At 67.7% G+C, this 25360-nt stretch carries 24 protein-coding genes and 1 pseudogene; 12 read left to right on the top strand and 13 right to left on the bottom strand.

Annotation, left to right across the window (positions count from 1 at the left end; genetic code table 11):
• Positions 1 to 30: 30 nt before the first annotated feature.
• Positions 31 to 390: a DNA-directed RNA polymerase subunit omega gene (rpoZ, locus tag ACN2C7_RS08855; RefSeq protein ID WP_035049486.1), complete on the bottom strand. Its 360-nt coding sequence runs from the start codon at positions 388 to 390 to the stop codon at positions 31 to 33.
• 136 nt (positions 391 to 526) lie between these two features.
• Positions 527 to 1042, bottom strand: coding sequence for a 2-amino-4-hydroxy-6-hydroxymethyldihydropteridine diphosphokinase (gene folK, locus ACN2C7_RS08850; RefSeq protein WP_419321145.1), 516 nt, complete (start codon positions 1040 to 1042; stop codon positions 527 to 529).
• A gap of 12 nt (positions 1043 to 1054) precedes the next feature.
• Here folK and ACN2C7_RS08845 point away from each other — a divergent pair, with 12 nt between their 5' ends.
• Together ACN2C7_RS08845 and ACN2C7_RS08840 are read left to right on the top strand one after the other, a co-directional pair.
• On the top strand, positions 1055 to 1654 hold the full coding sequence (locus ACN2C7_RS08845) for an NYN domain-containing protein (RefSeq protein WP_419321144.1): 600 nt from the start codon (positions 1055 to 1057) through the stop codon (positions 1652 to 1654).
• The gene (locus tag ACN2C7_RS08840) at positions 1650 to 2327 is read left to right on the top strand and encodes a uracil-DNA glycosylase (RefSeq protein WP_419321441.1); all 678 of its coding nucleotides are present in this window, start codon (positions 1650 to 1652) and stop codon (positions 2325 to 2327) included. The genes ACN2C7_RS08845 and ACN2C7_RS08840 overlap by 5 nt, the downstream gene beginning before the upstream one ends.
• A gap of 27 nt (positions 2328 to 2354) precedes the next feature.
• Here ACN2C7_RS08840 and ACN2C7_RS08835 read toward each other — a convergent pair whose 3' ends face one another.
• Positions 2355 to 3326, bottom strand: a complete 972-nt coding sequence (locus tag ACN2C7_RS08835; RefSeq protein ID WP_419321143.1) for an SMP-30/gluconolactonase/LRE family protein — start codon at positions 3324 to 3326, stop codon at positions 2355 to 2357.
• Positions 3327 to 3479: 153 nt separating this feature from the next.
• The gene (gene glpK / locus ACN2C7_RS08830) at positions 3480 to 4973 is read right to left on the bottom strand and encodes a glycerol kinase GlpK (protein ID WP_419321142.1); all 1494 of its coding nucleotides are present in this window, start codon (positions 4971 to 4973) and stop codon (positions 3480 to 3482) included.
• Positions 4974 to 5143: 170 nt separating this feature from the next.
• Between glpK and ACN2C7_RS08825 the strand changes: the two genes are divergently transcribed.
• The 3 genes from ACN2C7_RS08825 to ACN2C7_RS08815 all read left to right on the top strand — a co-directional run bounded on the left by ACN2C7_RS08825 (position 5144) and on the right by ACN2C7_RS08815 (position 7618).
• Positions 5144 to 6229: a DUF2336 domain-containing protein gene (locus ACN2C7_RS08825; RefSeq protein ID WP_419321440.1), complete on the top strand. Its 1086-nt coding sequence runs from the start codon at positions 5144 to 5146 to the stop codon at positions 6227 to 6229.
• A gap of 32 nt (positions 6230 to 6261) precedes the next feature.
• A complete protein-coding gene (locus ACN2C7_RS08820) occupies positions 6262 to 7044 on the top strand; it encodes an NAD kinase (RefSeq protein WP_419321141.1) in 783 nt (260 codons plus the stop codon).
• A 91-nt stretch (positions 7045 to 7135) separates the two neighbouring features.
• Positions 7136 to 7618, top strand: a complete 483-nt coding sequence (locus tag ACN2C7_RS08815) for an Hpt domain-containing protein (protein ID WP_419321140.1) — start codon at positions 7136 to 7138, stop codon at positions 7616 to 7618.
• 5 nt (positions 7619 to 7623) lie between these two features.
• On the opposite strand, the gene ACN2C7_RS08810 is transcribed toward ACN2C7_RS08815, so the two are convergent.
• From ACN2C7_RS08810 to folD, 3 genes are read right to left on the bottom strand one after another with little or no spacing between them, the layout of a single operon-like run.
• A complete protein-coding gene (locus ACN2C7_RS08810) occupies positions 7624 to 9027 on the bottom strand; it encodes a D-arabinono-1,4-lactone oxidase (protein WP_419321139.1) in 1404 nt (467 codons plus the stop codon).
• Positions 9028 to 9040: 13 nt separating this feature from the next.
• On the bottom strand, positions 9041 to 9397 hold the full coding sequence (locus ACN2C7_RS08805) for a c-type cytochrome (RefSeq protein ID WP_419321138.1): 357 nt from the start codon (positions 9395 to 9397) through the stop codon (positions 9041 to 9043).
• Positions 9397 to 10293 carry a bifunctional methylenetetrahydrofolate dehydrogenase/methenyltetrahydrofolate cyclohydrolase FolD gene (gene folD / locus ACN2C7_RS08800; protein ID WP_419321137.1) on the bottom strand — a complete coding sequence of 299 codons (897 nt, stop codon included), beginning with the start codon at positions 10291 to 10293 and terminating at the stop codon, positions 9397 to 9399. Before folD ends, ACN2C7_RS08805 begins: the two co-directional genes overlap by 1 nt.
• 180 nt (positions 10294 to 10473) lie before the next feature.
• Here folD and crtY point away from each other — a divergent pair, with 180 nt between their 5' ends.
• Genes crtY through ACN2C7_RS08785 form a run of 3 tightly spaced genes read left to right on the top strand, consistent with a single transcriptional unit; the run spans position 10474 to position 14083 of the window.
• The gene (crtY, locus tag ACN2C7_RS08795) at positions 10474 to 11658 is read left to right on the top strand and encodes a lycopene beta-cyclase CrtY (RefSeq protein ID WP_419321136.1); all 1185 of its coding nucleotides are present in this window, start codon (positions 10474 to 10476) and stop codon (positions 11656 to 11658) included.
• On the top strand, positions 11655 to 13157 hold the full coding sequence (locus tag ACN2C7_RS08790) for a phytoene desaturase (protein WP_419321135.1): 1503 nt from the start codon (positions 11655 to 11657) through the stop codon (positions 13155 to 13157). Before crtY ends, ACN2C7_RS08790 begins: the two co-directional genes overlap by 4 nt.
• A complete protein-coding gene (locus ACN2C7_RS08785) occupies positions 13154 to 14083 on the top strand; it encodes a phytoene/squalene synthase family protein (protein ID WP_419321134.1) in 930 nt (309 codons plus the stop codon). The genes ACN2C7_RS08790 and ACN2C7_RS08785 overlap by 4 nt, the downstream gene beginning before the upstream one ends.
• Here the strand turns inward: ACN2C7_RS08785 and ACN2C7_RS08780 are convergent.
• The 4 genes from ACN2C7_RS08780 to ACN2C7_RS08765 are packed head-to-tail and all read right to left on the bottom strand — an operon-like array spanning position 14080 to position 17601.
• Positions 14080 to 14553: a sterol desaturase family protein gene (locus tag ACN2C7_RS08780; protein WP_419321133.1), complete on the bottom strand. Its 474-nt coding sequence runs from the start codon at positions 14551 to 14553 to the stop codon at positions 14080 to 14082. The two genes, ACN2C7_RS08785 and ACN2C7_RS08780, sit on opposite strands and share 4 nt — an antisense overlap.
• Positions 14554 to 14561: 8 nt before the next feature.
• A complete protein-coding gene (locus tag ACN2C7_RS08775) occupies positions 14562 to 15770 on the bottom strand; it encodes an ABC transporter permease (RefSeq protein ID WP_419321131.1) in 1209 nt (402 codons plus the stop codon).
• A complete protein-coding gene (locus tag ACN2C7_RS08770; protein WP_419321439.1) occupies positions 15767 to 16705 on the bottom strand; it encodes an ABC transporter ATP-binding protein in 939 nt (312 codons plus the stop codon). The genes ACN2C7_RS08775 and ACN2C7_RS08770 overlap by 4 nt, the downstream gene beginning before the upstream one ends.
• 2 nt (positions 16706 to 16707) lie before the next feature.
• Entirely contained in the window at positions 16708 to 17601 is an 894-nt protein-coding gene (locus ACN2C7_RS08765) for a polyprenyl synthetase family protein (RefSeq protein WP_419321130.1), read from the bottom strand.
• Positions 17602 to 17718: 117 nt separating this feature from the next.
• On the opposite strand from ACN2C7_RS08765, the gene ACN2C7_RS08760 reads away from it, so the two are divergent.
• Both ACN2C7_RS08760 and ACN2C7_RS08755 read left to right on the top strand, forming a co-directional pair.
• The gene (locus ACN2C7_RS08760; protein WP_419321438.1) at positions 17719 to 19242 is read left to right on the top strand and encodes an aldehyde dehydrogenase family protein; all 1524 of its coding nucleotides are present in this window, start codon (positions 17719 to 17721) and stop codon (positions 19240 to 19242) included.
• A gap of 409 nt (positions 19243 to 19651) precedes the next feature.
• Positions 19652 to 19789 (top strand): annotated as a pseudogene (locus ACN2C7_RS08755) (hypothetical protein); the annotation flags it as partial.
• 241 nt (positions 19790 to 20030) lie between these two features.
• Here the strand turns inward: ACN2C7_RS08755 and ACN2C7_RS08750 are convergent.
• Complete coding sequence (locus ACN2C7_RS08750; protein ID WP_419321128.1) at positions 20031 to 21563, bottom strand: acyl-CoA carboxylase subunit beta; 1533 nt, start codon at positions 21561 to 21563, stop codon at positions 20031 to 20033.
• 120 nt (positions 21564 to 21683) lie between these two features.
• On the bottom strand, positions 21684 to 22409 hold the full coding sequence (locus ACN2C7_RS08745; RefSeq protein WP_419321126.1) for an ATP12 family chaperone protein: 726 nt from the start codon (positions 22407 to 22409) through the stop codon (positions 21684 to 21686).
• Between the two features lie 118 nt (positions 22410 to 22527).
• On the opposite strand from ACN2C7_RS08745, the gene ACN2C7_RS08740 reads away from it, so the two are divergent.
• Positions 22528 to 23898 carry a DUF1800 domain-containing protein gene (locus tag ACN2C7_RS08740; protein WP_419321125.1) on the top strand — a complete coding sequence of 457 codons (1371 nt, stop codon included), beginning with the start codon at positions 22528 to 22530 and terminating at the stop codon, positions 23896 to 23898.
• Complete coding sequence (locus tag ACN2C7_RS08735; protein WP_419321124.1) at positions 23895 to 25154, top strand: DUF1501 domain-containing protein; 1260 nt, start codon at positions 23895 to 23897, stop codon at positions 25152 to 25154. The genes ACN2C7_RS08740 and ACN2C7_RS08735 overlap by 4 nt, the downstream gene beginning before the upstream one ends.
• Positions 25155 to 25360: the final 206 nt, after the last annotated feature.

Raw genomic sequence — 25360 nt, 5'->3', positions numbered from 1 at the left:
CAAGAATCAGAGGGTCTGTGCCGTCGGGGCTCAGTACCGTTCCTCTTGACCGCCATCGCGGTCGCTTTGCAGGGCGCGAACCAGTTCCAGTTCGCTCATCTGCATGTGGCTCGGATCCGCCAGCAGGGCCAGGGTCTCGGCTTCTTCTTCGGCTTCGGTGTGCTCATCGACGCGCTGCAGCGTGCTGATCAGCTGTTCCTTGAGGCCTTCGTGATCGACGACGTCGTCGGCGATCTCGCGCAGGGCGACGACCGGGTTCTTGTCGTTGTCACGATCGACCAGCAGGGCGGCGCCGGCCGAGATGCCGCGCGCCCGATGGGCGGACAGCAGAACCAGTGCGAAACGGTTCGGAACCTTCTCGACGCAATCTTCGACGGTGACGCGGGCCATGAATTCCTCGGGCTAGCCGTGATGCTCTGCAAAATAAGGGTTTGAGCGGCGTTACGCAACGCCGCTGAGTCTTTGCCCGTCTTTCGCGAGGGGGCGCTTATGCCCGCTTCGCGCCGGTAAGTCCAGTGCGCGAAGTTCAGGGCCTGGCGTCGCGCCCAATGCTGGCGGCGGTCGCCAGGTAGGCGGCGGTCTCGCCGCTGACGGGATGACGCCAGTCCGGCGCGATCTCGGCCAGGGGCCCCATCACGAACAGGCGCTCATGAGCGCGGGGATGCGGCGCCATCACGACGTCGGAGATCACCCTGCGGCCGTGCGCGATCAGGTCGAGATCCAGAGTCCTGGAAGCGTTGAGTTCGCCGCGCGCCCGCCCAAAGCGCGCCTCGATGCGATGCAGGGCTGCGAGCGTCCCCGCCGGATCGAGCGAGGTTTGCACCACTGCTACACCGTTCAGATAGGCAGGCCCGGCAGGATCAGGCCAGGCGGCGGATGTCCACCACGACGAGCGCGCCACCACAGCGAGGCCCTCTGAGGAAAAGGCCTCCAGCGCGGCTTCCAACAAGGCTTCGCGACTCGTGTAGGCTCCCGACAGATTACAGCCGAGCGCCACGATAATGGCCTCGTCCAAGCCATTTTGATCGACCGTATTTTCCAAGGAATTGCCGCTTTGACCTTCTATCCCACAGACCGTTTGGCCCTGTTCATCGACGGGGCCAACCTCTACTCGGCCGCCAAGGCGCTGGGCTTCGACATCGACTACCGCAAACTGCTCGACGAGTTCAGAAAGCGGGGCGTTCTGATCCGGGCCTATTACTACACCGCCATCAACGAGAACGACGACTATTCGCCCATCCGGCCGCTGGTCGACTGGCTCGACTACAATGGCTTTACGCTGGTCACCAAGCCGGCGCGCGAGTTCACCGACAGCCAGGGCCGCAAGCGCTGGCGTGGCGACATGGACGTCGAGATCGCCGTCGACATGCTGCAGATGGCCGAAACCGCAGACCATCTGGTGCTGTTCTCCGGCGACGGCGACTTCCGCGCCCTGGTCGAGGCCGTGCAGCGCAAGGGTCGCCGGGTGACCGTGGTTTCAACCATGAAGAGCCAGCCGCCAATGACCAGCGACGACCTGCGTCGCCAGGCTGATGACTTCGTCGACCTGAACGACCTGGCCAACATCGTCGGCCGCCCTCAGCGCGCGCCTGCGCCGCGCCCGACCGCTGATGCGCGCACCCTGGCCGAGCGCGAGGCTGATGATGAGTATTGAGCAGCCCTCCAACATCGCCGGCGAAACAGTCCCCTCACCCGCCGAGCCGCCGCGCGACTGTCCGCTGTGTCCGCGCCTGGTGGCCTATCGCCGCGAGAACCAGGACCTCTATCCTGACTGGTTCAATGGCCCTGCCCCGTCGTTCGGTGATCGGGATGCACGACTGCTGGTCGTGGGCCTGGCCCCCGGTCGCAAGGGGGCCAACCGCACCGGGCGGCCCTTCACCGGCGACTATGCCGGGGCCCTGCTCTACGACACCCTGATCAAGTTCGGCTTCGCCACCGGCAAGTTCGAGGCGCGCCCTGACGACTCCCTCAAGCTGATCGGCAGCGCGGTGACCAACGCCGTCCGCTGCGCCCCGCCAGGCAACAAGCCCGAGACCAGCGAGGAGAACACCTGCCGGCCGTTCCTGACCAAGCGGATCGAAGCCTTCCCGAAGCTGAAGGCCATCGTCACCCTGGGCGACGTGTCGCGGCGCAATGTGCTCAAGGCTCTGGGCCTGAGAGGCTCCGCAGGCATCCCCGGCCACGGCTCGGAGTTTCAGGCCGGCCCCTATCGGGTGTTCAACAGCTATCACTGCTCACGGCTCAACACGAACACGGGCCGCCTCACCACACCGATGTTCGAGGACCTGTTCGCCCGCGTGAAGGCCTATATCGACGCGGCCGACTAGAGGCGCCGAAACCAGAAGCTCCGCCGCCTAGATCAGGCCGGTTGTCTTCAGGCGCACCCTGGCCAGGATGTCGTCGGCGGTCAGGAACAGGGTGTGGCCGTCTTCGCCGAACGCGCAGTTGGCGACGGGGCGACCCGCGTCGATGACGCCGATCAACTGGCCGGCTGGCGTGATCACCAGCACACCGCCAGGGCCCGTGGCGTAGAGGCGGCCCCCGGTGTCCAGGCACATGCCATCCGGCAGGCCCGCGCCGCCGGCCTTGTGCAGGGCCATGGCATCGAAGAACAGCTGGCGCTTCACCGGCAGGCCGTCATCGCCCAGGTCATAGGCCATAATCACCGGCCCATCAGGATCGGATACGGCGACATAGAGCCGCTTCTCATCCGGGGTCAGCGCAAGTCCATTGGGGAAGGTCAGCTTGTCATCGACCACAACGACCGAGCCGTCGGGGCGCCGCAGATAGACGCCGTTAAACGCCATCTCCTTCAGCGGCGAGTCGTTCATGCCCTCAAGCCCATAGGGCGGATCGGTGAAATAGATCGCACCGGCCATTGCCCCCGTCTGGACGACAGCCAGATCGTTGGGACTGCTGAATTTCTTGCCTTGATAGCGGTCAAGCAGGATCGTCTTCTGCCTGGTCTTCAGATCGACTCTGGAAATCGCCCGGTTCCCATGGTCGCAGACCAGCAGCGCGCCCGAAGCGTCCAGCGCCAGGCCGTTTGAGCCAGGCTCGCGGAACGCCTTGGTCGGCGGGCCGTCATAGCCCGACGGCTTGAGAAACACGCTCGCGCCGTCCGCCTCGCTCCAGCGATACATCGTGTTGGCCGGTACGTCGGAAAAGACGAGATAGCCGCCATCCCTCACCCAGACCGGCCCTTCAGACCAGACGAAGCCGTCCGCCAATGGCTCGATCCTGGCGTCCAAAGCGACGACCGCATCGAGCGCGGCAGACAGGCGGCGGATGCTTCCGATCGTGGGGCGAGCGGCTTGAGCGGACACGGAAATCCCTCCTGCAAAAACGGCGGCGCTGGCCCCCAGGGTGATGGAACGGCGCGTCGGCGTCATGCGGTTGAGTCCTCATGTTATGACAGCGATGTCATAGCAATAGGCCCCGGCCCTGGCGACCCGCGTTATGCGTCAGGGTCAAAAAAGTCAGCTGCGAACGCGCGGCACCGCGTCCAGCCAACGCGCATAGGCCGCCTCGCGCTGATGCAAGGGCATGGATGGGATCAAACCTTCGGCAGCAGGACGCGCGGCGGCGGCCTCTTCCAGCGAGGCATAGACGCCGGCCCCCAGGCCCGCGAACAGCGCCGCACCCAAGGCGGTGGTTTCCAGATAGCTGGCCCGCTGGACCTGCATGCCCGTCAGGTCCGCGAGTCGCTGCGAGAACCAGGCGCTCTTGGACATGCCCCCGTCGATCCGGAGCTGGGCGTCCTCTCCGAAAGCTTCCGGAGCATCGGCGCGCATGGCCTCGATCAGGTCGCGACTCTGCAGGGCGCAGGAATCATAGGTGGCCGCCGCGATCTCCGGCAGGCCTGCGTCCCGCGTCAGCCCGAAGATCGCGCCCCGGGCGCCCGCGTCCCACCAAGGCGCGCCCAGCCCGGTGAAGGCGGGCACCACCACAACGCTGTGGTCGGGCTTGGCCGCTCGCGCCAGCGCCTCGGCGGCGCGCGGACCGCCGGTGATCCCCAGCCCCTCGCCCAGCCACTGGATGGCCGCGCCGGCGACGAAGATGGACCCCTCCAGCGCATAGGTCGTCTTGCCGCCGACCCGCGCCGCGACGGTGGTCAGCAGGCGCGAACGCGATACCGGGCGGGTATCGCCGGTGTTGATGAGCATGAAACAGCCGGTGCCGTAGGTGGCCTTCATCTGGCCAGGCAGGATACAGCCCTGCCCCATCAGCGCCGCCTGCTGGTCGCCGGCAACGCCCCGGATCGGCACCTCACGGCCCAGAATGTCGACCGTCGTGACGCCATAGTCGTCAGCGCAGTCCAGAACCCTGGGCAGCAGGCTGTCCGGCACGTCGAGAAGGTCGAGCATCGCCGGCGACCACGCCTGGGCCTCGATGTCGAACAACAGGGTTCGCGAAGCGTTCGTGGCGTCGGTGGCGTGGACCTTTCCACCCGTCAGCCGCCAGATCACCCAGCTGTCCATGGTCCCGCACAGGAGCTCGCCGGCCTCCGCCCGCGCCCGGGCGCCCTGCACGCGGTCGAGGATCCAGGCGATCTTGGCGCCCGAAAAATAAGGATCCAGCAGTAGCCCTGTCACTTGGGAGACCTGCGCTTCATGGCCGGCCGCGCGCAGCCGGTCGCAAGCGTCGGCCGTGCGCCGGTCCTGCCAGACGATGGCCGGATGGATCGGTCGCCCCGTCGCCTTGTCCCAGACCACCACCGTTTCGCGCTGGTTGGTCACGCCAATGGCGACGACGTCGGCGACATCGCGACCGGACGTCTCCATGGCCTCTCTCATCACAGCCACGCAGGCCGCGAAGATTTCCTCGGCGTCGTGCTCCACCCAGCCGTCGGCAGGGTAGCTCTGCCGCAAAGGCCGCGTCGCATCGGCCAGGGCCCCGCCTGTCGCATCGAACAGTATCGCACGGGTGCTGGTTGTGCCCTGATCCAGGGCCAGAATCAGTTGTTCAGCCATGCTCGCGCCTCCCGTCCTCAAGCTTCGCCCGTGACAACTCGCCGCTGTTCTTAATCGACTGTTGGGCAGCCCTGTTTAAGCATGTTTTCATTTGCTGACAGCAAGGTCATCCTCACACAATTCGGGATTCGAGGAGGCTGGTCATCCAAGCCGTCCAAACCGCCAAGCTTCTGACACTGGCGCGCAGCCGCGATCCGGGCGATCGCGAACGGCTGCTCACTGGCATCATTGAACTTTGCGAAGCTGGCCAGTCCGCCGGCGCCCCGACCGATCCCGATATCCAGCGCCTGCTCGACTCCATCTTCATGACTCTGGTCGTCGAAGCCGAGCGCGACATTCGCCAGCGTCTGTCTGAACGCCTGGCCGACGCGCCTTGGGCGCCGTCGGCCCTGATCAACATCCTGGCGCTCGACGAGATCGAGATCGCCCGCCCGATCATCGCCCGCAGTCAGGTGCTGCAGGATCACGACCTGATTCGCCTGATGGTTCAGGCCACCCTGGAGCATCAGATCGAGGTCGCGCGACGCCCGCGCCTGTCGGCTTCTGTGGTCGAAGCCATTCTGGCCCGTGACGAGCACGCTGTCCTGACGGCCCTGGCCAGCAACGACACCGCCGAACTCTCGCCCGACAGTCTGCGTCGCCTTGTCGGGCGCGCCAAGGACATCGTCGCCCTGCGTTCTCCGCTGGCGCGTCATCCGCTGCTTTCCAGCGAATTGGCTGAACAGCTTTATCTGTGGGTCGGAAGCGCCCTGCGCGACGCCCTTACGAGCCGCTTCCATCTCGATCCCGAAACGATTGCGCTCGCTCTCGACCAAACCCTCCGGGCTGCCCATCGCGGTGACGGCCCGGCCCAGGACGGGGGTATCGAGTCGGACGAAGATCGCGCGGAAATGGAGCGCTCGCTTGTCGAAAAGCTCGATGCTGCCGGGCAACTGCGGCCCGGCTACCTGCTGCGGGTGCTGCGCGAAGGCCGCCTGACGTTGTTTGTTACGGCCCTTGCACGTCTGGGCCGCTTCGAATCCCCCCAGATCCGCCGCGCCATCGATAGCAATCGCCCAGAACTTCTGGCCCTGGCCTGCTCGGCGGTCGGCATCGATCGCAGCGTGTTTCCGACCATCCTGGAACATGTGCGCCAGCTGAACGGCGGTCGCCCCGGCGGCGGCGACGAGGGCGCCAGACGCGCCGGCAGCGCCTTTGGCCCGTTCACGCCTGACATCGCCGGAATGGCTTTCCGACAGGCCGTCGGCGCCGTTTGACAAGCCGGGAGGCTTCGCGCCTCTTGGGCCCGATGTACCAGCCACAGCCCTTCCTGACTCGCCTGACATTCAAGGCCAGTGATCGCCCCGAAGCCGAGGAGGCGCGAGATCGCCTGATCGCCCGCTATGGCGACGTCGGCGAGGAGTCAGCTCAGGTGATCGTGGCTCTCGGCGGCGACGGCTTCATGCTGGAAACCCTGCACGGCGCCATTGCCAGCCAGACACCGATCTACGGCATGAACCGCGGCTCGGTCGGCTTCCTGATGAACGAATACAGCGAGGACGGCCTGCTGGAGCGGATCAACGCCGCCGAGCGCGCCGTAATCCACCCCCTGGCCATGACCGCAATCGACTCCCATCGTCGCAACCACCGCGCCCTGGCGATCAACGAGGTCTCGCTGCTGCGCCAGACCCGCCAGACGGCCAAGCTGCGCATTTCGATCGACGGCAAGGTGCGGATGAGCGAGCTGGTCTGCGACGGGGCCCTGATCGCCACGCCGGCCGGGTCGACAGCCTATAACCTCTCGGCTCACGGACCGATCATTCCCATCGGCGGTCAGGTCCTGGCGCTCACACCGATCAGCGCCTTCCGTCCCCGGCGTTGGCGCGGGGCCCTACTGCCGCGCTCGGCGCGCATTACCTTCGAGATCATCGAGGCCGACAAGCGCCCGGTCAGCGCCGTCGCCGATAACTTCGAGGTTCGCGACGTGCTCGAAGTCCATATCTCTGAAGACCGCGGCACCAGCCTGGCGATGCTCTTCGACGCCGGTCGCAGCCTTGATGAACGCGTACTCGCAGAACAGTTCTCCGCCTGAGACGTTGCGCCGCAGAGAAACGCAGGTCTCATTCGTTGTTAACGCCTGCTATGATAACGCTCTCGAAATATCCGCCGCCGGGGAGGCAATCTTGACAACTAAGCCCACCGCCGAAGTGATCCAAGTGCCCAACATGCTGAAGCTTAAGGTGGGCGGACGCGGCGGCATCGACATGGCCGCGATCGCCAAGGCCGAGGCTGCTCTCAAGAGCTTGTCCGGCAATTTCGCCCAGTGGCTGCAGGACGAAATCACCAAGCTCGAGGCCGCGCGGCAGGACGTCAAGACGGAAGGCCTGACCGCCATCACGGTCGAGACCCTGTATCTTCGTGCGCATGACCTGAAGGGTCTGGGCGCCACCTACGAATTCCCGCTGATCACCCGCATGGCCGCCTCGCTGTGCAAGCTGATCGACGAGCCCGAGACGCGACTGTCTGCGCCGATGTTCCTGGTGGACGCCCATATCGACGCCATCAAGGCGGCGGTGCGCGGCGACATCAAGGTCGACACGCACCCCGTCGGCAAGGCCCTCGCCGAAGAACTCGAAGGCCGGGTTACGGAATATCTGAAGGCCTGAACGCCTCAGATCAGTCCGAACAGCCCCTTCAGATACGGATTGAGCATCCGCCCCTCCGGATCAAGCTCGGCCCGCACCTTCAGGAAATCGTTCCAGCGCGGATACAGCGCCGCCAGATGCTGACCGCGCAGATTGTGCAGCTTGCCCCAGTGCGGCCTGCCGCCATGGCGGCGGAAGATCGGCTCGATCAGATCGTACAGGAACGCAAAGTCATCCTTGTAGTGGGTATGCACGGCGATCGACCCGCGCGGCCCGCCGTGGAATGGCGATAGCCACGCGTCGTCGGCGGCGATACGGCGCACCTCGATCGGGAAGAAGACATCGGGACGCTCCTTCTCGATGGTCGCGACCACCTCTTCCAGAGCCTTGAGCTGAACCTCGACCGGTAGATGGAATTCCATCTCGTTGAAGCGAACAGGCCGCTCGGTGGAGAGGAGCTTCCAGCCTTCATCGACCGCAGTCTCGGGTTTCGCGCCAGCCAGCAGCGCCCTGGCCGCCGCCTTGCGCAATGGGCTCGAAAAGCCGAGCAGATTTCGCATGCCCTTCAGGGCGTCAAGGAATGCGGTGTCCTGATCGGGGCCCCTCGCCTCGGCCGGATCGTCAGTCTCGTCATGGCTGATCCCTACCGCCAGCCCCGTGAACGGCACCGCGTAGAACTCGAAATTGCGATGCGCCGCCCAACGCGACTCCGCCTTGGCCAGGGCGTCGCCAAACGGCTCGATCCAGACGCGGCGACGCACCCGGCGATTGGGAATCGTCTTCAGCCTGACCTGAGAGATCACGCCCAGCGCGCCCAGAGACACCTTGGCGGCCTGGAAGACTTCAGGCTCACGGGTGGCGTCGCAGTCGATCACACGCCCGCTCGGCGTCACCAGGCGCAAGGCCGTGACGTCGCCATGCAGGGCCTGGAGCTTGACGCCCGTGCCATGGGTGCCCGTGGCCAGGGCGCCGGCCAGGGACTGCTTGTTGATATCGGGCAGATTGGCCATGGCCCGCCCCTTGGCCGCCAGGACAGGGCCCAGCGCGCCGAGTCGCGTGCCGGCCAGGACCACGGCCTCGTCACCCTCCCAGCCGACCACGCCGGACATGGCGTCCAGTGACACCAGCGCTCCGCTGGTCGGCGCCAGGGCTGTGAAGGAATGCCCTGCCCCCACCGGCCGGATCGGCGCTGCGGCGGTCTTGAGCATCAGGGCCAGTTCGGCTTCGTCCTTCGGCGCGAGGCGAGCCGAGGGATAGGCGGTCTGAACCCCGGACCAGTTGCGCCACAGCAGCTTGCCGTCAGCATTGACGGAGGCTGGAGCCAACGGCTCGGGCTTTTCATGGGTGGCCACCACAAAACCCGCGCCGCCGGCGGCGACCACCGCAACGCCCGTACCGCCCGCGACCAGAGCGCCTCGTCTCGAGATCATGCGTTTCCCCCGCTTAAGCGGGGTCTTCGCGCCCCGCCATGAATCGTATCAGGCCCTGGAAATCAGCCGGCGCGCAAGCCACGCACTGACCTGAGGCCGGCATGGCCTTGAAGCCCTGGATGGTATGGTCAAGCAGCACGGCCTCGCCCTGCTTCCAGCGCGGGTCCCAGGCGGCGCGATCCTGGACCAGCGGCGCGCCCGTTCCCGGCATGGCGTGGCAGGCCTTGCACGACGTCTCGTAGAGCCCCGCCAGCTTGGCGTCGGCCGGCTTTAGCAGCAGGGCCTGCTCCGGCGTCGGGGCCGGCGGAATCGTCTCGCCGCAAGCGGTCAGGGACAAGGCCGCGAGCATCAGGAACCATGCGGGGCGCATCAGGCGTCGATCCCGTGCAGTCGCTTGGCGGCCGTAACGGTGTTGGCCAGCAGGCAGGCGATGGTCATAGGCCCCACCCCGCCCGGCACCGGTGTGACGGCGCCAGCCACCGCCTTGACCTCGTCGAAAGCGACATCGCCGACCAGCCGGGTCTTGCCCGCAGCGGCCGCAACCGGATCACGCGACGGAAAGCGGCTGATCCCGACATCGATGACCACCGCGCCCGGCTTGATCCAGTCCCCCTTGACCATCTCGGCGCGCCCCACAGCGGCCACGACGATATCGGCCTGACGCACGATGCAGGGCAGATCCACGCTGCGCGAATGGGCGATGGTGACGGTGCAGTCGGCGGCCAGCAGCATCTGGGCCATCGGCTTGCCCATCAGATTGGACCGGCCGATCACGACCGCCGACTTGCCGCGCAGATCACCCAGCACATCCTTCAGCAACATCATGCAGCCCAGCGGGGTGCAGGGCGTTAGGGCCGGGAGGCCGCTGGCCAGACGACCGGCATTGGTGACGGTAAGGCCATCGACGTCCTTGTCAGGCGAGATCGCCGCGACGATATCGGCCTGCTTGAGGTGATCGGGCACTGGAAACTGTACGAGAATACCGTGGATCGCCGGATCGGCGTTCAGCTTGCCGACCAGGGCCAGAAGCGCGTCCTGGCTGACATCGGCCGGCAGACGGTGGGTCTCCGAATACATGCCCGCCGCCAGGGTTTGCTCGCCCTTGTTGCGGACATAGACCTGGCTCGCGGGATCCTCGCCCACCAGAACCACGGCCAGGCCGGGCGTGACGCCGTGATCGGCCTTCAAGGCCTTCACATCCTCGGCCACCCGCTCGCGCAGATCGGCCGCGAAGGCCTTGCCATCAATGATCCTGGCCTCAGACATGGGCGCCTCCCAGATCCTTTAGCCTTGGCTAAAGGCTCCAAACCAAACATGCGGAGCGTGGCAGGCGCCGAAACCGCTCACAATTTCGGCTGCAACGCTCCAGTTCGCCGTGCCTAGCCGGTCATTTTGATGGGCGCAACGCTGGCGTGGCGACCGCACAATCATGTTAGACGCACAAGCATGGCGTCCACGTCTTCAACCTACAGAGCCGACGTCGTCCTCGTGGGCGGCGGGTTGGCCAATGGCCTGATCGCGCTGCGCCTGAGGGCTCTGCGCCCTGACCTGCGCGTGATCCTGCTGGAGCGCGACAAGCGAATCGGCGGCGAGCACACCTGGTGTCACTTTGAGACTGATGTCAGCCCCGCGATCGGTGGCTGGCTGCGGCCGCTGGTCGTGCATCGCTGGTCGGGTTACGAGGTTCGTTTCCCAGCCCATCGGCGCGCCCTGGACACGGCCTATCTGGCCATTACCTCTCAGCGCCTTCACGAGGCAGTCTCGACCGCCCTAGGCGGCGACGTCTGGCTGGGCGCAACGGTCTCGGATGTATCGCCCCATCAGGTCACCCTGTCGGACGGTCGCCGCATCACCGCCGCCACCGTCATCGACGGGCGCGGTCCGCGCCGCAGTCGCAGTCTTGTGCTGGGATGGCAGAAGTTCCTGGGCCAGGGCGTACGCCTGTCAAAGCCCCATGGCTTGACGCGCCCTATCGTCATGGACGCCACCGTGCCGCAACTGGACGGCTATCGTTTCCTTTATGTCCTGCCGCTCGACTCCACCCGCCTGTTGATCGAGGACACCCGATACAGCGACGGTGACGCCCTCGATCATGCCGATGTTCGCGCCGCCATAGCCGCCTATGCCGCCCAGCAGGGCTGGACCATCGCCAAGGTCGAGCGCGAGGAACATGGCGTCTTGCCCATCGCCCTGGCGGGCGACATCGACGCCTATTGGCGCGAGGCCCGCGCCCAGGTGGCGGAGGTGGGTCTGCGCGCTGCGCTCTTCCAGCCGACCACGGGCTATTCCCTGCCCGACGCCGCCAGGCTGGCGGAACAGATCGCCGCCCTGCCCCACATCACCAGCGCCCACGTCCGCACCTGCGCCGAGGCCCACTCCAAAGCGGCCTGGCGCCGCCGACGGTTCTTCCGTCTGCTCAATCGCATGCTGTTCAGGGCCTGCGCGCCGGACCAGCGCTATAAGGTCCTAGAGCGTTTCTACCGTCTGGGCGCTCCATTGATCCAACGCTTCTACGCGGCGCGCCTGACTCCTTTTGATCGGGCCCGCGTCCTGATGGGCAAACCGCCCGTACCTATCGTCGCCGCCCTAGGGTATCTGGGCGAGAGCTCAGTGATTGAGGACAAAGTATGAGTGTTCCAAAGCCGCGCGCGGCCGTTATCGGCTCCGGCTTCGGCGGTCTGTCCCTGGCCATCCGCCTGCAGTCCTCCGGCTTCGACGTCACCGTGATCGAAGGTCGCGACAAGCCCGGCGGCCGCGCCTACGTCTGGGAGGACGAGGGTTTTATCTTCGACGCCGGCCCGACCGTGATCACCGATCCCGACTGCCTCAAGGAGCTGTTCACGATCAGCGGTCGCAAGATCGAGGACTATGTCGAGCTGCTGCCGGTCAACCCGTTCTACCGGCTGGTCTGGGAAGACGGCGACGTGTTCGACTACGTCAACGACCAGGCCGAGCTGGACCGCCAGATCGCCGCCCGCAATCCGGCCGATGTCGAGGGCTATCGCAAGTTCCACGCCTATTCCGAGGAGCTCTATCAAAAGGGCTATGTCGAGCTGGGCGCCGTGCCGTTCCTCGACATCCGCAGCATGATCTCGTCGGCCCCGGCCCTGATGAAGCTGCAGGCCTGGCGCAGCGTCTATGACAAGGTCTCGTCGTTCGTGAAGGACGAGCATGTCCGCCAGGCTCTTTCGTTCCACAGCCTGCTGGTCGGCGGCAGCCCCTTCGCCACCTCGTCGATCTATGCCCTGATCCACGCACTCGAGCGTCGCGGCGGCGTCTGGTTCCCGGGCGGCGGCACCGGCGCGCTGATCCGTGGTCTGGTGCGTCTGCTGGAAGACCTGGGCGGCACGATCCGGCTCAACGCGCCCGTCCAGAAAATCACGACCCGTGACGGCCGCGTCACCGGGATCATCAATTCCGGCGGCGACTTCGAAGCCTTTGACACCGTCGCTTCGAATGCCGACGTGATGCACACCTATCGCGACCTGCTGGTCGACGATCCGCGTGGCAAGAAGGTGGGCAAGGCGCTGGAGAGCAAGCGCTGGAGCCCCTCGCTGTTCGTGATCTATTTCGGGCTCAAGGCCGAGCATCCCGAGATCCGCCATCACACGATCTGCTTTGGTCCGCGCTATCGGGAGCTGATCGGCGACATCTATAACAAGGACACCCTGTCCGACGATTTCTCGCTCTATCTGCATTCCCCGTGCGCCACCGATCCCGGCATGGCCCCGCCCGGCTGCAGCAGCTTCTACGTCCTGTCGGTGGTGCCCAATCTGGAGACCGCCGAGATCGACTGGTCCAAGGAAGGGCCCGCCTATCGCGACCGGATCCTGAAGTATCTGGAGGATCGCTACATCCCCAATCTGTCCCGCGATCTGGTGACCAGCCGGATCTTCACGCCGGACGATTTCACGACCGAGCTCAACGCGTGGAACGGCGCAGCCTTCTCGCTGGAGCCGTTGCTGACCCAGAGCGCGTTCTTCCGCACCCACAACCGCGACGACGTCATTCCCAACCTCTATTTCGTCGGGGCCGGCACCCATCCGGGCGCAGGCATTCCTGGCGTCGTTGGCTCGGCCAAGGCCACGGCCGGGCTGATGATCGACGACTTCGCGACTCAAGCCGCGTGAGCGATCTAGAGGCCCAGAGCCGCGAGGCGATCCAGAAGGGCAGCAAAAGCTTCGCCGCCGCCGCCGCCCTGTTCGACCCCGAAACCCGGGCCGACGCCGAGATGCTCTACGCCTGGTGTCGGCACTGCGACGACGTGATCGACGGCCAGACCCTGGGCCACGGCATGAGCCCGGTCGAGGACGCTCCGGCGCGCCTCGCCGCCCTGTACGCCCAGACCCGCGCCGCCCTGGCCGGCGAGCCGCCCAGCGATCCGCAGTTCGCCGCCTTCCAGACCGTGGCCCGGCGCCGCCAGATCCCCGAGCGCTACGCGCTCGACATGATCGACGGCTTCGCCATGGACGTCGAAGGCCGGCGCTATCAGACGCTGGACGAGCTGCTCGACTATTGCTGGGGCGTGGCCGGCGTGGTCGGCACGATGATGGCCCTGGTCATGGGCACGAAGCCCGACGCGCTGTCGACCTTGCGCCGCGCCCAGGATCTGGGCCTGGCGTTCCAGCTGACCAATATCGCCCGCGACATCGTCGAGGACGCCCGCAACGACCGGATCTATGTGCCGCGCGCCTGGCTGGCGGAGCTGGGCATACCCGAGACAGCCGTGGCAGATCCCGCCCACCGCGCTGCGGTCGCGGTGATGGCCAGGCGCCTCGTCGACGCCGCCGAGCCCTATTACGCCTCGGCCCGCTGGGGTCTGCGCGACCTGCCGGTCCGCTGCGCCTGGGCGATTGCAGCGGCGCGGGGCGTCTATCGGCAGATCGGGCTGGACGTGGTCAAGGTCGGCGACAAGGCCTGGGATGAACGCGTTGTGGTCAGCGGCCGGATGAAGGCCTGGCGAGCGCTGGAAGGCGGCGTCATCGCCCTGCGTTCGGCCCTGTTGGATCGGCTGATCCAGCCGCCGGCGCGCCCCGACATGTGGTCGAAGATCTAGGCCTCGACGCCGCGCGACTTCAACTGCGCCTTCAGTTCCCGCACCGGCTTGGCCCACAGGAAGCCGAACGACACCGCGCCCTCCTTGGTGTGGACGGCGTGATGGATACGATGGGCCTGGATCGCCCGTTTCCAGAAGGCTGACTTGCCGAATGGCGTTTTGAAGCGCCGGTGGACCATGCCGTCGTGGAAGACGAAATACATGAAGCCGTAGGCGGTGATCCCCAGCCCCACCGGCAGCAGCCACGGCGTGCCGTGCACCCCGAAATAGATCGCCACGATGGCCGGGGCGGCGAAGACCACAGCGAACAGGTCGTTGAGCTCGAACAGGCCTTCGCGCGGCTCGTGGTGCGACTTGTGCCAGACCCACATAAAGCCGTGCATCACATAGCGGTGCGTGACCCAGGCGAAGCCTTCCATGAAGGCGAAGGCCGCCAGGAACAGCACGATATCAAGCGCCAGGGTCGTCATCACGGGTCCTATCGACGCGACAGTCGCGCCAGGGTCTGGGCCAGCGCCAGACCGGTCAGGCCGGCGGCGGTCAGCACGCCCCAAGCCTTATACACCTGCGACACTGACGCGTCGCGCCAGAGGACGCCTTGATAGGCGTCAATCACCCAGGCATGCGGCGTGAACCAGCCGACGGTCTGCAGCCAGGCCGGCATCAGGAAACGCGGCACCATGCTGCCGCCGATCGCGGCCAGCACCAGGATGACGAAGGTCGACAGCATCTGGGCCTGCTCGCGCGTCCGGCACACCGAAACCAGACCCAGAGCCAGACCCGCCGCGCAGACCGCCGTCGCCAGAGTCGTCGGCAGCCACAGGCCGAAATGCTCGACCACGGCTACGCCATAGACGATCTGGGCGGTCGCGAAGATCGCCACGGCCTGGACGATCCCCTGCCCGACCAGGAAAACGAACTTTCCGGTCACCACCGGTCCCATGCCCGCCACGCCGGCCAGCAGACGGTCGGCGACGCCGGTGCGGCGCTCTTCCATCAGGCCCAGCGCGCCCTGCATGGCCGAGAACAGGGCGAACAGGATCATCACCGCCCCGGCGTAATAGGCGATGGTCGCCCCGCCCTTCCGGGCGCCCAGCAGGTCCTCCCGGTCGAACAGGTCGCCGCCGGTGACAGCGGGCGGTTTGGCCTTCAGCGCGGCGGCGGCGGCGTCGAGGCTCGCCGTCTGGGCGGGCGTCAGGGCCCCCAGAGCAGGGGTCAGTTGGTCGACGCTGCGGCGCAGGGCGGCGTCGGGCGCGGCGCGGGCCATGGCCAGTTGCACCCGGGCCTGGGTCAGGGGCGCAGCCACGGCGCGGCCGGGATCGGCAATGATCAGGAACGGCCGGCCCGGCGCGGCGGGATCGGCGCGGATCACGAGGCCCACATCGGCCTGGCCGGATTTCACCAGCGCCCGCACGGCCTCGACCGTGGCGGGTGTCGTCGCCTCGGCGCGGATCTCGGAGCTGGCCAGCAGGGCTCCGGCGACCCGGCCAGAGGTCTCGGTGCGCACCAGATCGACCATGGCCAGCTTGGGCTTGATGTCCTCGCCGGTCGCTCCAGCGAACACCGAGCTGAAAATCAGGAACACCAGCGGCGGCAGCAGGAAGGTCATCACCAGGGCCGCACGATCGCGCCACAGCTCCAGCGCCATGACCCGCACCATGGCCAGCGTCATTTCAAGGCGGATCATGCGGCCAGCTTCCGCTCGGCCACCAGGCTGAACAGGTTCTGCAGCGACGGCTCGCGAACCCGAATCTCGCGCGGGATCAGTCCAGCCTTGCGCAGCCGCTTGTCCAGCCGGCCGGCGGCGGCGTAGCCGTCGACATCCAGGCGGGTCCACAGCCTGGCGCGATGGGCGGTTCTGGCCAGGCCAGCCGCGATCAGCAGCGCCTCGCCGGCGGCGTCGGGCTCGCCAGACAGTTCGACCAGCACCTCCATCTGGGCGCCGAAGGCCTCGGCGATCAGGGTCCGGGGCTGACCTTCCAGCACCAGGGAGCCTTCGCGCAGAAAGCCGACCCGGTCGGCGAGGGCGCCGGCCTGTTCCAGGTCGTGAGTGGTCAGCAGCACCGCCACGCCCAGGTCGCGCAGGCCGCGGATCACCGCGTCCAGCGCCTCGCGGGCGTCGATGTCGACGCCGACCGTGGGCTCGTCGAGGATCAGCAGGGCCGGCTTATGGACGATGGCGGCGGCGATGTTGGCGCGGCGCTGATAGCCGCCCGACAGGTGGCGCACCGGCACATGGGCGCGGTCGACGGTGCGGGTCAGTTCCATGGCCCGCTGCACGGCGGCCGGGATGGTCCGGCGCGGCGCCTGGGCAAGGCTTGCGAACGCCGCCAGGTTCTCGGCCACGGTCAGGTGGGCGTAGAGGGCGATCTCCTGCGGCACCAGGCCCAGGCTGGCCCGCGCCGCGCTGACCCGCGCCGGGTCCTGGCCGTTCAGCCGAACCTCGCCGCCGTCGGGCCGGAAGCGGCCGCAGATGCTCTTGATCAGGGTCGTCTTGCCGGCCCCGTTGGGACCCAGCAAGGCGTAGATCTCGCCGGGCTCCAGGGTCAGGTCGACGCCCCGAAGCACGGTCCTGTCGCCGTAGGCGTGGGTCACGCCCGACACCGTCAGAATGGGAGACACGGTCAAGCCGCCGCCTTGCGTCCGGCGAAGAGGCGGCCGACATAGCCGGCCACGAGGTCGCAGCCGCCGACAGCGTCCAGCGCCGCCCGGCCGGCCGCGAGGTGGGCCTCCATGGCGGCCCGCGCGCCGGCGATCCCCAGCAGCGAGACGGCCGTGGTCATCGCGGCGTCCTTGCCCACGTCCTTGCCTGCGCCTTCGACCGAGCCCTCGGCGTCGATCAGGTCGTCGCGGATCTGAAAGGCCATGCCCATGCGCCGGCCAAATTCGCCCACCGCCGCGACGGCTTCGTCGGGGGCTCCGGCGATCCGGGCGCCCGACTGGGCGGCGGCCATGATCAGCACGCCGGTCTTTTCGTGGTTCAGGCGGTCGAGCGCCGGAAGGTCGCGCAGCTGGTCGCGATCGAACAGGTCCCGCGCCTGACCGGCGATCAGACCCGAAAAGCCGACCGAGCCGGCGATGCGCCCGGCGATCTCGGCCCGCAGCGCGGTGTCCAGCCGTGCATCGGCGGCGACCACGGCATAGGCCTGGTTCAGCAGGCCGACCCCCGCCAGCACGGCGGTGGCCTCGTCAAAGGCGCGGTGGATGGTCGGCAGGCCCCGGCGCAGACCGGCGTCGTCCATGGCCGGCAGATCATCCAGAATCAGCGACGCGGCATGCACCATCTCGAAGGCGCAGGCCGTATCCAGCGCCGCGCCCTCGTCCGCGCCGAACTGGGCGGCGGACAGCAGGGTCAGCATCGGCCGGAAGCGCTTTCCGGGCGCCAGCAAGGCATAGCGCACGGCCTCGACCAGGCGATCCGGCGCCGCGCCGAGCCTTGGCGCGAGCTCGCCCAGGCGGCGATCGACACCGGCCCGCAGGGTCTCAAGGCGCTGAAGGTAGGCGGCGTTATCGTCCATAGGCGGGTCGCTGCCGTCACAGTCACCCCATTGTGGGCGGTTCATTTGAAGGCGCCCGTCGGAGGCGTCAAGCAGCCCCCACTTGACCCGAAGCCCATGTCGGCGTTTTCCACGGTCATGACCCAGTCCTTCCCAAACCCCGCCGCCCATGCCCGCGCCGTTCTGGCCGATCTGGGCGTCACCGGCCTGCCCGCCGATGGCGGTGTGGCTGTGCGCTGCCCCCTTGATGGCGCGATCCTGACCCAGGTCGCCTATGACGACGCCCGGGCCATCGACGCCAAGGTCTCGGCCGCCGCCAAGGCCTTCCGCGCGTGGCGCACCGTCCCCGCCCCGCGTCGCGGCGAGCTGGTCCGCCTGCTGGGCGAGGAACTGCGCGCCGCCAAGGATCAGCTGGCCGCCATCGTCACCCTGGAAGCCGGCAAGATCGCCTCGGAGGCCGCCGGCGAGGTCCAGGAGATGATCGACATCTGCGACTTCGCCGTCGGCCTGTCGCGCCAGCTCTACGGCCTGACCATCGCCTCGGAGCGTCCCGGCCACGCCATGCGCGAGACCTGGCACCCGCTGGGTCCCGTCGTGGTGATCAGCGCCTTCAACTTCCCGGTCGCGGTCTGGGCCTGGAACGCGGCCCTGGCGCTGGTGTGCGGCAACCCGGTGATCTGGAAGCCGTCGGAAAAGACGCCCCTGACCGCCATTGCTACCCACGCCATCCTGGAGCGCGCCATCGCCCGCTTCGGCGATGCGCCCGAGGGCCTGTGCTGCGTGGTGCTGGGCGGCCGCGACGCCGGCGAGCGGCTGGTCCGCGATCCGGCTATCCCGCTGGTCAGCGCCACCGGCTCCACCCGCATGGGCCAGGCCATCGCCCCGATCGTCGCCGGCCGGTTTGGTCGCTCGATCCTGGAACTGGGCGGCAACAACGCCATGATCGTCACCCCCAGCGCCGACCTGTCGCTGGCCGTGCGCGCCATCGTCTTTTCGGCGGCCGGCACGGCGGGCCAGCGCTGCACGTCCCTGCGCCGCCTGATCGTCCACGAAAGCCTGGTCGACAAGGTCGCCGACGCGGTCGAGAGCGCCTTCTCCCGTCTTCCGGTCGGTGATCCGCGCCGGGACGGCGTGCTGCTGGGTCCGCTGCACGACAGGGCCGCCTATGAGGCCTTCGTCGCGGCGATGGATCAAGTCCGGGCCGACGGCGGAACGGTCAGCGGCGGCGAGCGTCTTTTGATCGACGAGCATCCGGAAGCCTTCTATGTCCGCCCGGCGCTCGCCCGCCTGCCCGCCCCCAGCCCGGGCATGCAGCGCGAGACTTTCGCCCCCCTGCTGCACGTCGTGCCCTATCGCGACTTCGACGAAGCTGTGGCGATCCAGAACGATGTGCCCCAGGGCCTGTCCTCCTGCGTGATGACCAATGACGTCCGTGAAGCCGAGGCCTTCCTGTCGGCCGCCGGCAGCGATTGCGGCATCGCCAACGTCAATATCGGCCCCTCGGGCGCCGAGATCGGCGGCGCGTTCGGCGGCGAAAAGGAAACCGGCGGCGGTCGCGAGAGCGGCTCCGACAGCTGGAAACAGTACATGCGGCGCCAGACCGCGACGGTGAACTATTCCGGAGCCCTGCCGCTGGCGCAGGGGGTGAGGTTTGATCTGTAGGCTCTGAGCCACTGGCCCCCTACGGGCTGCTGCGCAGCCGTCTTCCCCCGGAGGGGGAAGATGAGGTCGGCGCGTTTCATCTTCCCCCTCCGGGGGAAGACGATCGCGAAGCGATCCGTAGGGGGCAAGTGTCCGCGACCTCACGCGACAGCTCGCTGAGTTATGAAAAGGGTCGCGGAGCGTCCGGACCACGTCCGGAGGAAAATAGAATAACCGTTTCGACGAAGCCGTCCGCTCCGCGTGGTCGTTATCCATCAGCGTCCCGGCGGGTGGCCCAGTTGGGGCCTTACCGGAACCCGGACGCCTCGGTTTCCCGAAGTCCCGAAGGTCGGGGGGCGTGGGGCCAATCCTGACCAACACTCGCCTTGATCCCCATCCACGCCGACGGCGGGCGGGTCCTGCAACGCCAGGATCCCCGGACCGGTCGAGTATCCCCCTCGACCCCAGCCCCGCTCGATCACCCCCCGCCGCCGCAATGGTCGCTGGCCTTGCGCCCTTTCCTCGCGACGAGGTGGGACAAGAATACGGGAGGTTTGAGCGCGTCTGACAGGCGCGCTCGGTTTATTTGGAGGGCGTTGATCAGGCTAAGCTTTTTCCCGAAAGCCCAGGGGATAGGGCGCAGTTTATCCTCGCACTTGCCCCCTACGGGCTGCTACGCAGCCGTCTTCCCCCGGAGGGGGAAGATGAGGTCAGCGCGTTTCATCTTCCCCCTGAAAGGGGGAGGACGACCTGCGCAGCAGGTCAGGAGGGGGCCTGCTGCGTTGGCCGATTGACCACGCCGACCGCCCCTAAAGCGGGATGTTGTCGTGCTTCTTCCAGGGGTTGGACAGTTCCTTGCCCTTCAGGCTCTTGAGCCCCCGCACGATACGGCGACGGGTGCCGTGCGGCATGATCACGTCGTCGATATAGCCGCGGGAGGCGGCCACGAACGGATTGGCGAAGGCGGCCTTGTACTCGGCTTCGCGGGCGGCCAGGGCCACCGGGTCCTTGGCCTCGGCGCGGAAGATGATCTCGACGGCCCCCTTGGCGCCCATCACCGCGATCTCGGCGGTGGGCCAGGCATAGTTGAGGTCGCCGCGCAGGTGCTTGGAGCTCATCACGTCATAGGCCCCGCCATAGGCCTTGCGGGTGATGACCGTGATCTTCGGAACCGTGGCCTCGGCATAGGCGAACAAGAGCTTGGCGCCGTGTTTGATCAGGCCGCCATATTCCTGCTTGGTGCCCGGCATGAAGCCCGGGACATCGACCAGGGTGACGATCGGGATGTTGAAGGCGTCGCAGAAGCGCACGAAACGCGCGGCCTTGCGGCTGCTATCTATGTCCAGCACGCCGGCCAGCACCTGGGGCTGGTTGGCGACGATGCCGACGCTCTCGCCGTCCATGCGGGCGAAACCGCAGATGATGTTCTTGGCCCACTCGCTGGAGATCTCGAAGAAATCGGCTTCGTCGACGATCTTCAGGATCAGTTCCTTCATGTCGTAGGGCTTGCCCGGATCGCTGGGGATCAGGGTGTCCAGGCTCATCTCCTCGCGCAGCGGCTCATCGAAGCTCATCCGCTCGGGGGCCGGTTCGCGGTTGGATGACGGCAGGAAATCGACCAGGCGACGCACCTGGGTCATGGCTTCCAGGTCGTTCTCGAAGGCGCCCTCGGCAACCCCCGACTTGGCGGCATGCACCCGGGCCCCGCCCAGTTCCTCGGCGGTGACCACCTCGTTGGTGACGGTCTTGACCACGTCAGGACCGGTCACGAACATGTAGCTGGTGTCCTTCACCATGAAGATGAAGTCGGTCATGGCGGGGCTGTAGACGTCGCCGCCGGCGCAGGGGCCCATGATCACGCTGATCTGCGGGATCACGCCCGAGGCCATCACGTTTTCCATGAAGATGTCGGCATAGCCGGCCAGGCTGTCGACGCCTTCCTGGATGCGCGCGCCGCCGGCGTCGAACAGGCCGATCACCGGCGCGCCGACCTTCATCGCCTGGCGCTGGACCTTGACGATCTTGGCCGCGTGGGCGCCCGACAGCGAGCCGCCGAACACCGTGAAATCCTTGGAGAAGACATAGACGACCTTGCCGTTGATCGTGCCCCAGCCGGTAACGACGCCGTCGCCGGGGATCTTCTGGTCCTGCATGCCGAAGTCGGCGCAGCGGTGCTCGACGAACATGTCGAACTCTTCGAAGCTGCCTTCGTCGAGGAGCAGGTCGATGCGTTCCCGCGCCGTCAGCTTGCCCTTGGCGTGCTGCGATGCCACCCGCGCTTCGCCGCCGCCGCCCTTGGCCTGCTCGCGACGACGATCCAGTTCCTCGAGAATATGCTGCACGCGGATGCGCTCCCCTGCTCCTGCGGTCTCCCAAGCCGTGGGGCCGCCTTGTCGGAGAGGGGTAAAGCCGCGCGGCCGGACTGGCAAGCCAGCCCTTACGGCAGTGCAGCATTCGGATGGTTATGCCCGCAGGGCGGCGAACCACCGCTCCAGGGCCAGGGCCTCGATGGCCAGATTGTCGGCGCGCAGCCGCGCCTCGGCGTCCTGCCCCCAGATATCGGCCTGGAAGGTCTCTTCCAGACGCGACAGATCCAGGGCCCGCTGGCCGTCCAGCTCGCCGGCGCGGATGGCCAGGGCCAGCACCGTCGAGCCCAGAAGGCCCGAGGCATAGGCCACGCCGGCCAGGCTGAAATCATCCATCGACAGGGCCAGGGCCTCGACGTCGGCCAGGGTCTGGGCGGGCTGCGGCGTGTGAATGATCCCCGTCACCGGCGTGAAGTGAAGGCCCAGAGCGCTCTTGGCCCAGTCCAGCAGCGGTTGCCATTCCCGCGTCTGGCGCTCGACCAGGGGCGTGGGATGGTCGGCGCGGTAGCACAGCAGGTCAGACCCGGCATAGGCGGCGACCTCTACGGCCACGGCGGCGCGGGTCTCGGAGATGCGGTCGATGGCGGTGAAGGCCAGGCGGGTGGCGGGCATGATCGTCGAATCGATGACCTTGTCCTGCGCCTCCCACTCGTCCGCCACGCGCTGGGCCAGGGCCAGGCTGGGCAGCACCAGAGGCGACCTGGCCGGCGATTTTGGGGTGCGGCCGTCCAGCAGCACGGCGAAACCGCCCTCCACGGGCCCAACCGTCGCCGCCTTGTAGAACCGGCGCGGCTTTTCGATTGGCGGGGTCTTCTCGGCCACGGATGATGGCTCCCTGAGCGGTGATTTGCGGGACGGTCGACGGATCGCCCTCTTCAAGGCGTTGAATGATCAAGAACGGTCCCGGGCACAAGGCCCCGGACGCAAGGAGAGAGCGCGTTTGTCCCTGCCCTCCAAGGATATGATGGCGGCCCTGGCCGTAACCCGCTTTGGGCTGGGCGCCCGCCCGGGCGACATCGCCGCCGCCACGAGGGACCCGCGCGGATCCCTGCTCGGCCAGATCACGCCCAAAGGCGCCGACCAGCCGCAGCCGGGCGCCGACACCTCGGCCCAGCGCTTCATCGCCATGCGGGCCTATCAGGAGCTGCGCCGCGAGGCCAAGGACGACGGCGAGCCCAAGACGGTCGCCGTCCAGCAGGCCAACAAGGCCATCCGCGAGAAGGCCGCCGCCGACTTCCTCAGCCGCGCCCAGCTGGGCGCGAGCACGGCCAGCGGCTTTCGCGAGCGCTGGGCGCTGTTCTGGGCCAACCACTTCACCGTTTCGGGAACCAAGGAACTGACCGCCGTGATGGTCGGCCCCTTCGAGCAGGAGGTCATCCGCCCCTACGCCTTCGGTCGTTTCGAGGACATGCTGGTCGCCTCCAGCAGCCATCCGGCCATGCTGACCTATCTGGACCAGGCCCAGTCGGTCGGGCCCGGCAGCATGGCCGGCTCGCGCAACGGCCGGCGCGGCCTGAACGAGAACCTGGCCCGCGAGATCCTGGAACTGCACACCCTCGGCGTCGAGGCCGGCTACAGCCAGGCCGACGTCACCGAGTTCGCCCGCGCCCTGACCGGCTTCACTGTCGGCCGCGAGGATGAAGACCGGGCCGGCCAGTTCGTGTTCCGGGAAAACATCCATGAACCCGGCGCCCGCACCCTCCTGGGCAAGACCTATAAAGACGACGAGATCGGTCAGGGCCTGGCGGTGCTGAAGGACCTGGCCGCCCACCCCGCCACGGCCCGCCATGTCGCCTTCAAGATCGCCCGGCACTTCGTCGCCGACGATCCGCCGCCGGCCCTGGTGGCGAGATTGGAGCAGAGCTTCCTCAAGAGCGGCGGGCGGCTGGACCGCCTGGCCCGCACCCTGGTCGAGGCGCCCGAGGCGTGGGAGCCGGCGGCGACCAAGTTCAAGACGCCCTACGAGTTCCTGATCTCGTCCTGGCGCGTGATCGGCGCCCAGCCCTCGGCCTATGAGCGTATCACCGTGCCCCTGATCGGCCTGGGACAGAGAGGCTTCTCGCCCCCCTCGCCCAAGGGCTGGTCAGACATGGCCGGCGAATGGTGCTCGCCCGACGGCCTGATCAAGCGCCTGCAATGGAGCCAGGCCTTCGCCGCTGTGGTCGCCGACCGGCTGGATCCGAACGCGGCGGCTGTCGCGGCCCTCGGCGCCCGGCTGACGCCCCCGACCGCCCAGGCTGTCGCCCGCGCCGAAACCCGCAGCGAGGCCGTCGCCCTGCTGCTGATGAGTCCGGAGTTCCAACGCCGATGACCGACTGCCCGATGATGAACCGTCGCCGCGTCCTGACCTCGGCCGCCGGTCTTGGCCTGTCGGTCACCTTCCTGGGCCGCCCGGCCCTGGCCGACGCCGACAGCGCCCTGGACAAGCGCAAGCTGGTCGTCGTGATCTGCCGCGGCGGCATGGACGGCCTGTCGGTCAGCCCGCCCGTGGGCGACAAAGACTATGAGGGCCTGCGGCGCGGGATCGCCATCAAGCCCGAGGACGGTCTGAAGCTGGACGGCACATTCAGCCTGCATCCGGCCCTGACCTCGGTCCACGCCCTGGCCCTGAAGGGTCAGGCCCGGATCGCGCCGGCGGTGGCGACGCCCGACCGCGCCCGCTCGCATTTCGAAGCCCAGGACGTGCTGGAAAGCGGCTCGGTCCAGGTCTATGCGACCACCTCGGGCTGGCTGAACCGGACGCTGGAAACCCTGCCCGCCTCGCGCAAGGCCGAAGGCCTGTATGTGGGCGCGACGACGCCCCTGATCCTGCGCGGCAAGGTCCAGGCGGCCAGCTGGTCGCCGGGCAAGGGCGTGGACGAGACCGCCCGCCTGCCGACCCTGCTGCAGGACCTCTACAGGAGCGACCCCTTAATGGGACCGGCTTTCGCGCGTGGCCTGGAGACCGAGAGCATGGCCCAGGCCGCCATGACCGCCATGGCGCCGCCCGTGGAGAAGGACGGCATGGCCGCGCCGGGCATGATGGCGCCGGCGGCCCCGGCCGGCCGGGGCGGACGCGAGGGACGCGAGGCGGCCCGCAAGCTGGGCGCGACCCTGGCCGGCTTCATGGTCCAGGACGGCGGCCCGCGCATCGCCGCCATCGCGCTGGACGGCTGGGACACCCACGCCGGCCAGGTCGGCCAGCTCAACACCCGGCTGGCCTATCTGGACTCGGTGCTGTCGGGCCTCAACACCGGCCTGGGCCAGGAGTGGAAGAATACGGTGGTGGTCACCGTCACCGAGTTTGGCCGCACCGCCCGCGCCAACGGCACCGGCGGCACCGACCACGGCACGGCCTCGACGGCGCTGGTGCTGGGCGGCGCGCTGAAGCCGGGCGGGATCATCGGCGACTGGCCGGGCCTGAGCCAGCCGGCGCTGTTCGAGAACCGCGATCTGGCGCCCACCCTGGACATGCGTGGTCTGTTCAAGGGCCTGCTGGGCGACCACATGGGCGTCGACCGCGCGGCGCTGGACAGCCGGGTGTTCCCGGGCAGCGCGGGGGCCAAGGCGGTGACGGGGCTGGTGTGACGATCTCCGTTCCCCGCAGCGTGGTTTCAGCTGGACCGACAAGGGCTCGTGGTCGCGGTCTGAACGTCTGGAGTCTGCAACCGCGCTGATGGCTGCGCACGAGCCGTCTGAGACGTTCTACAGGTCCGCTTGCGGGCAGCCGACTTATGTCTACGGTTACCCGATGAACACACCCCGGCTCCGACAGTTGGCAACCCTTGCACCGC

Origin of the sequence: Caulobacter sp. ErkDOM-E (assembly GCF_048541895.1) — a bacterium.
Lineage (GTDB): Bacteria > Pseudomonadota > Alphaproteobacteria > Caulobacterales > Caulobacteraceae > Caulobacter.
The sequence above is the reverse complement of the archived record's forward strand: the minus strand, read 5'-3'. Positions and strand labels throughout refer to the sequence as shown.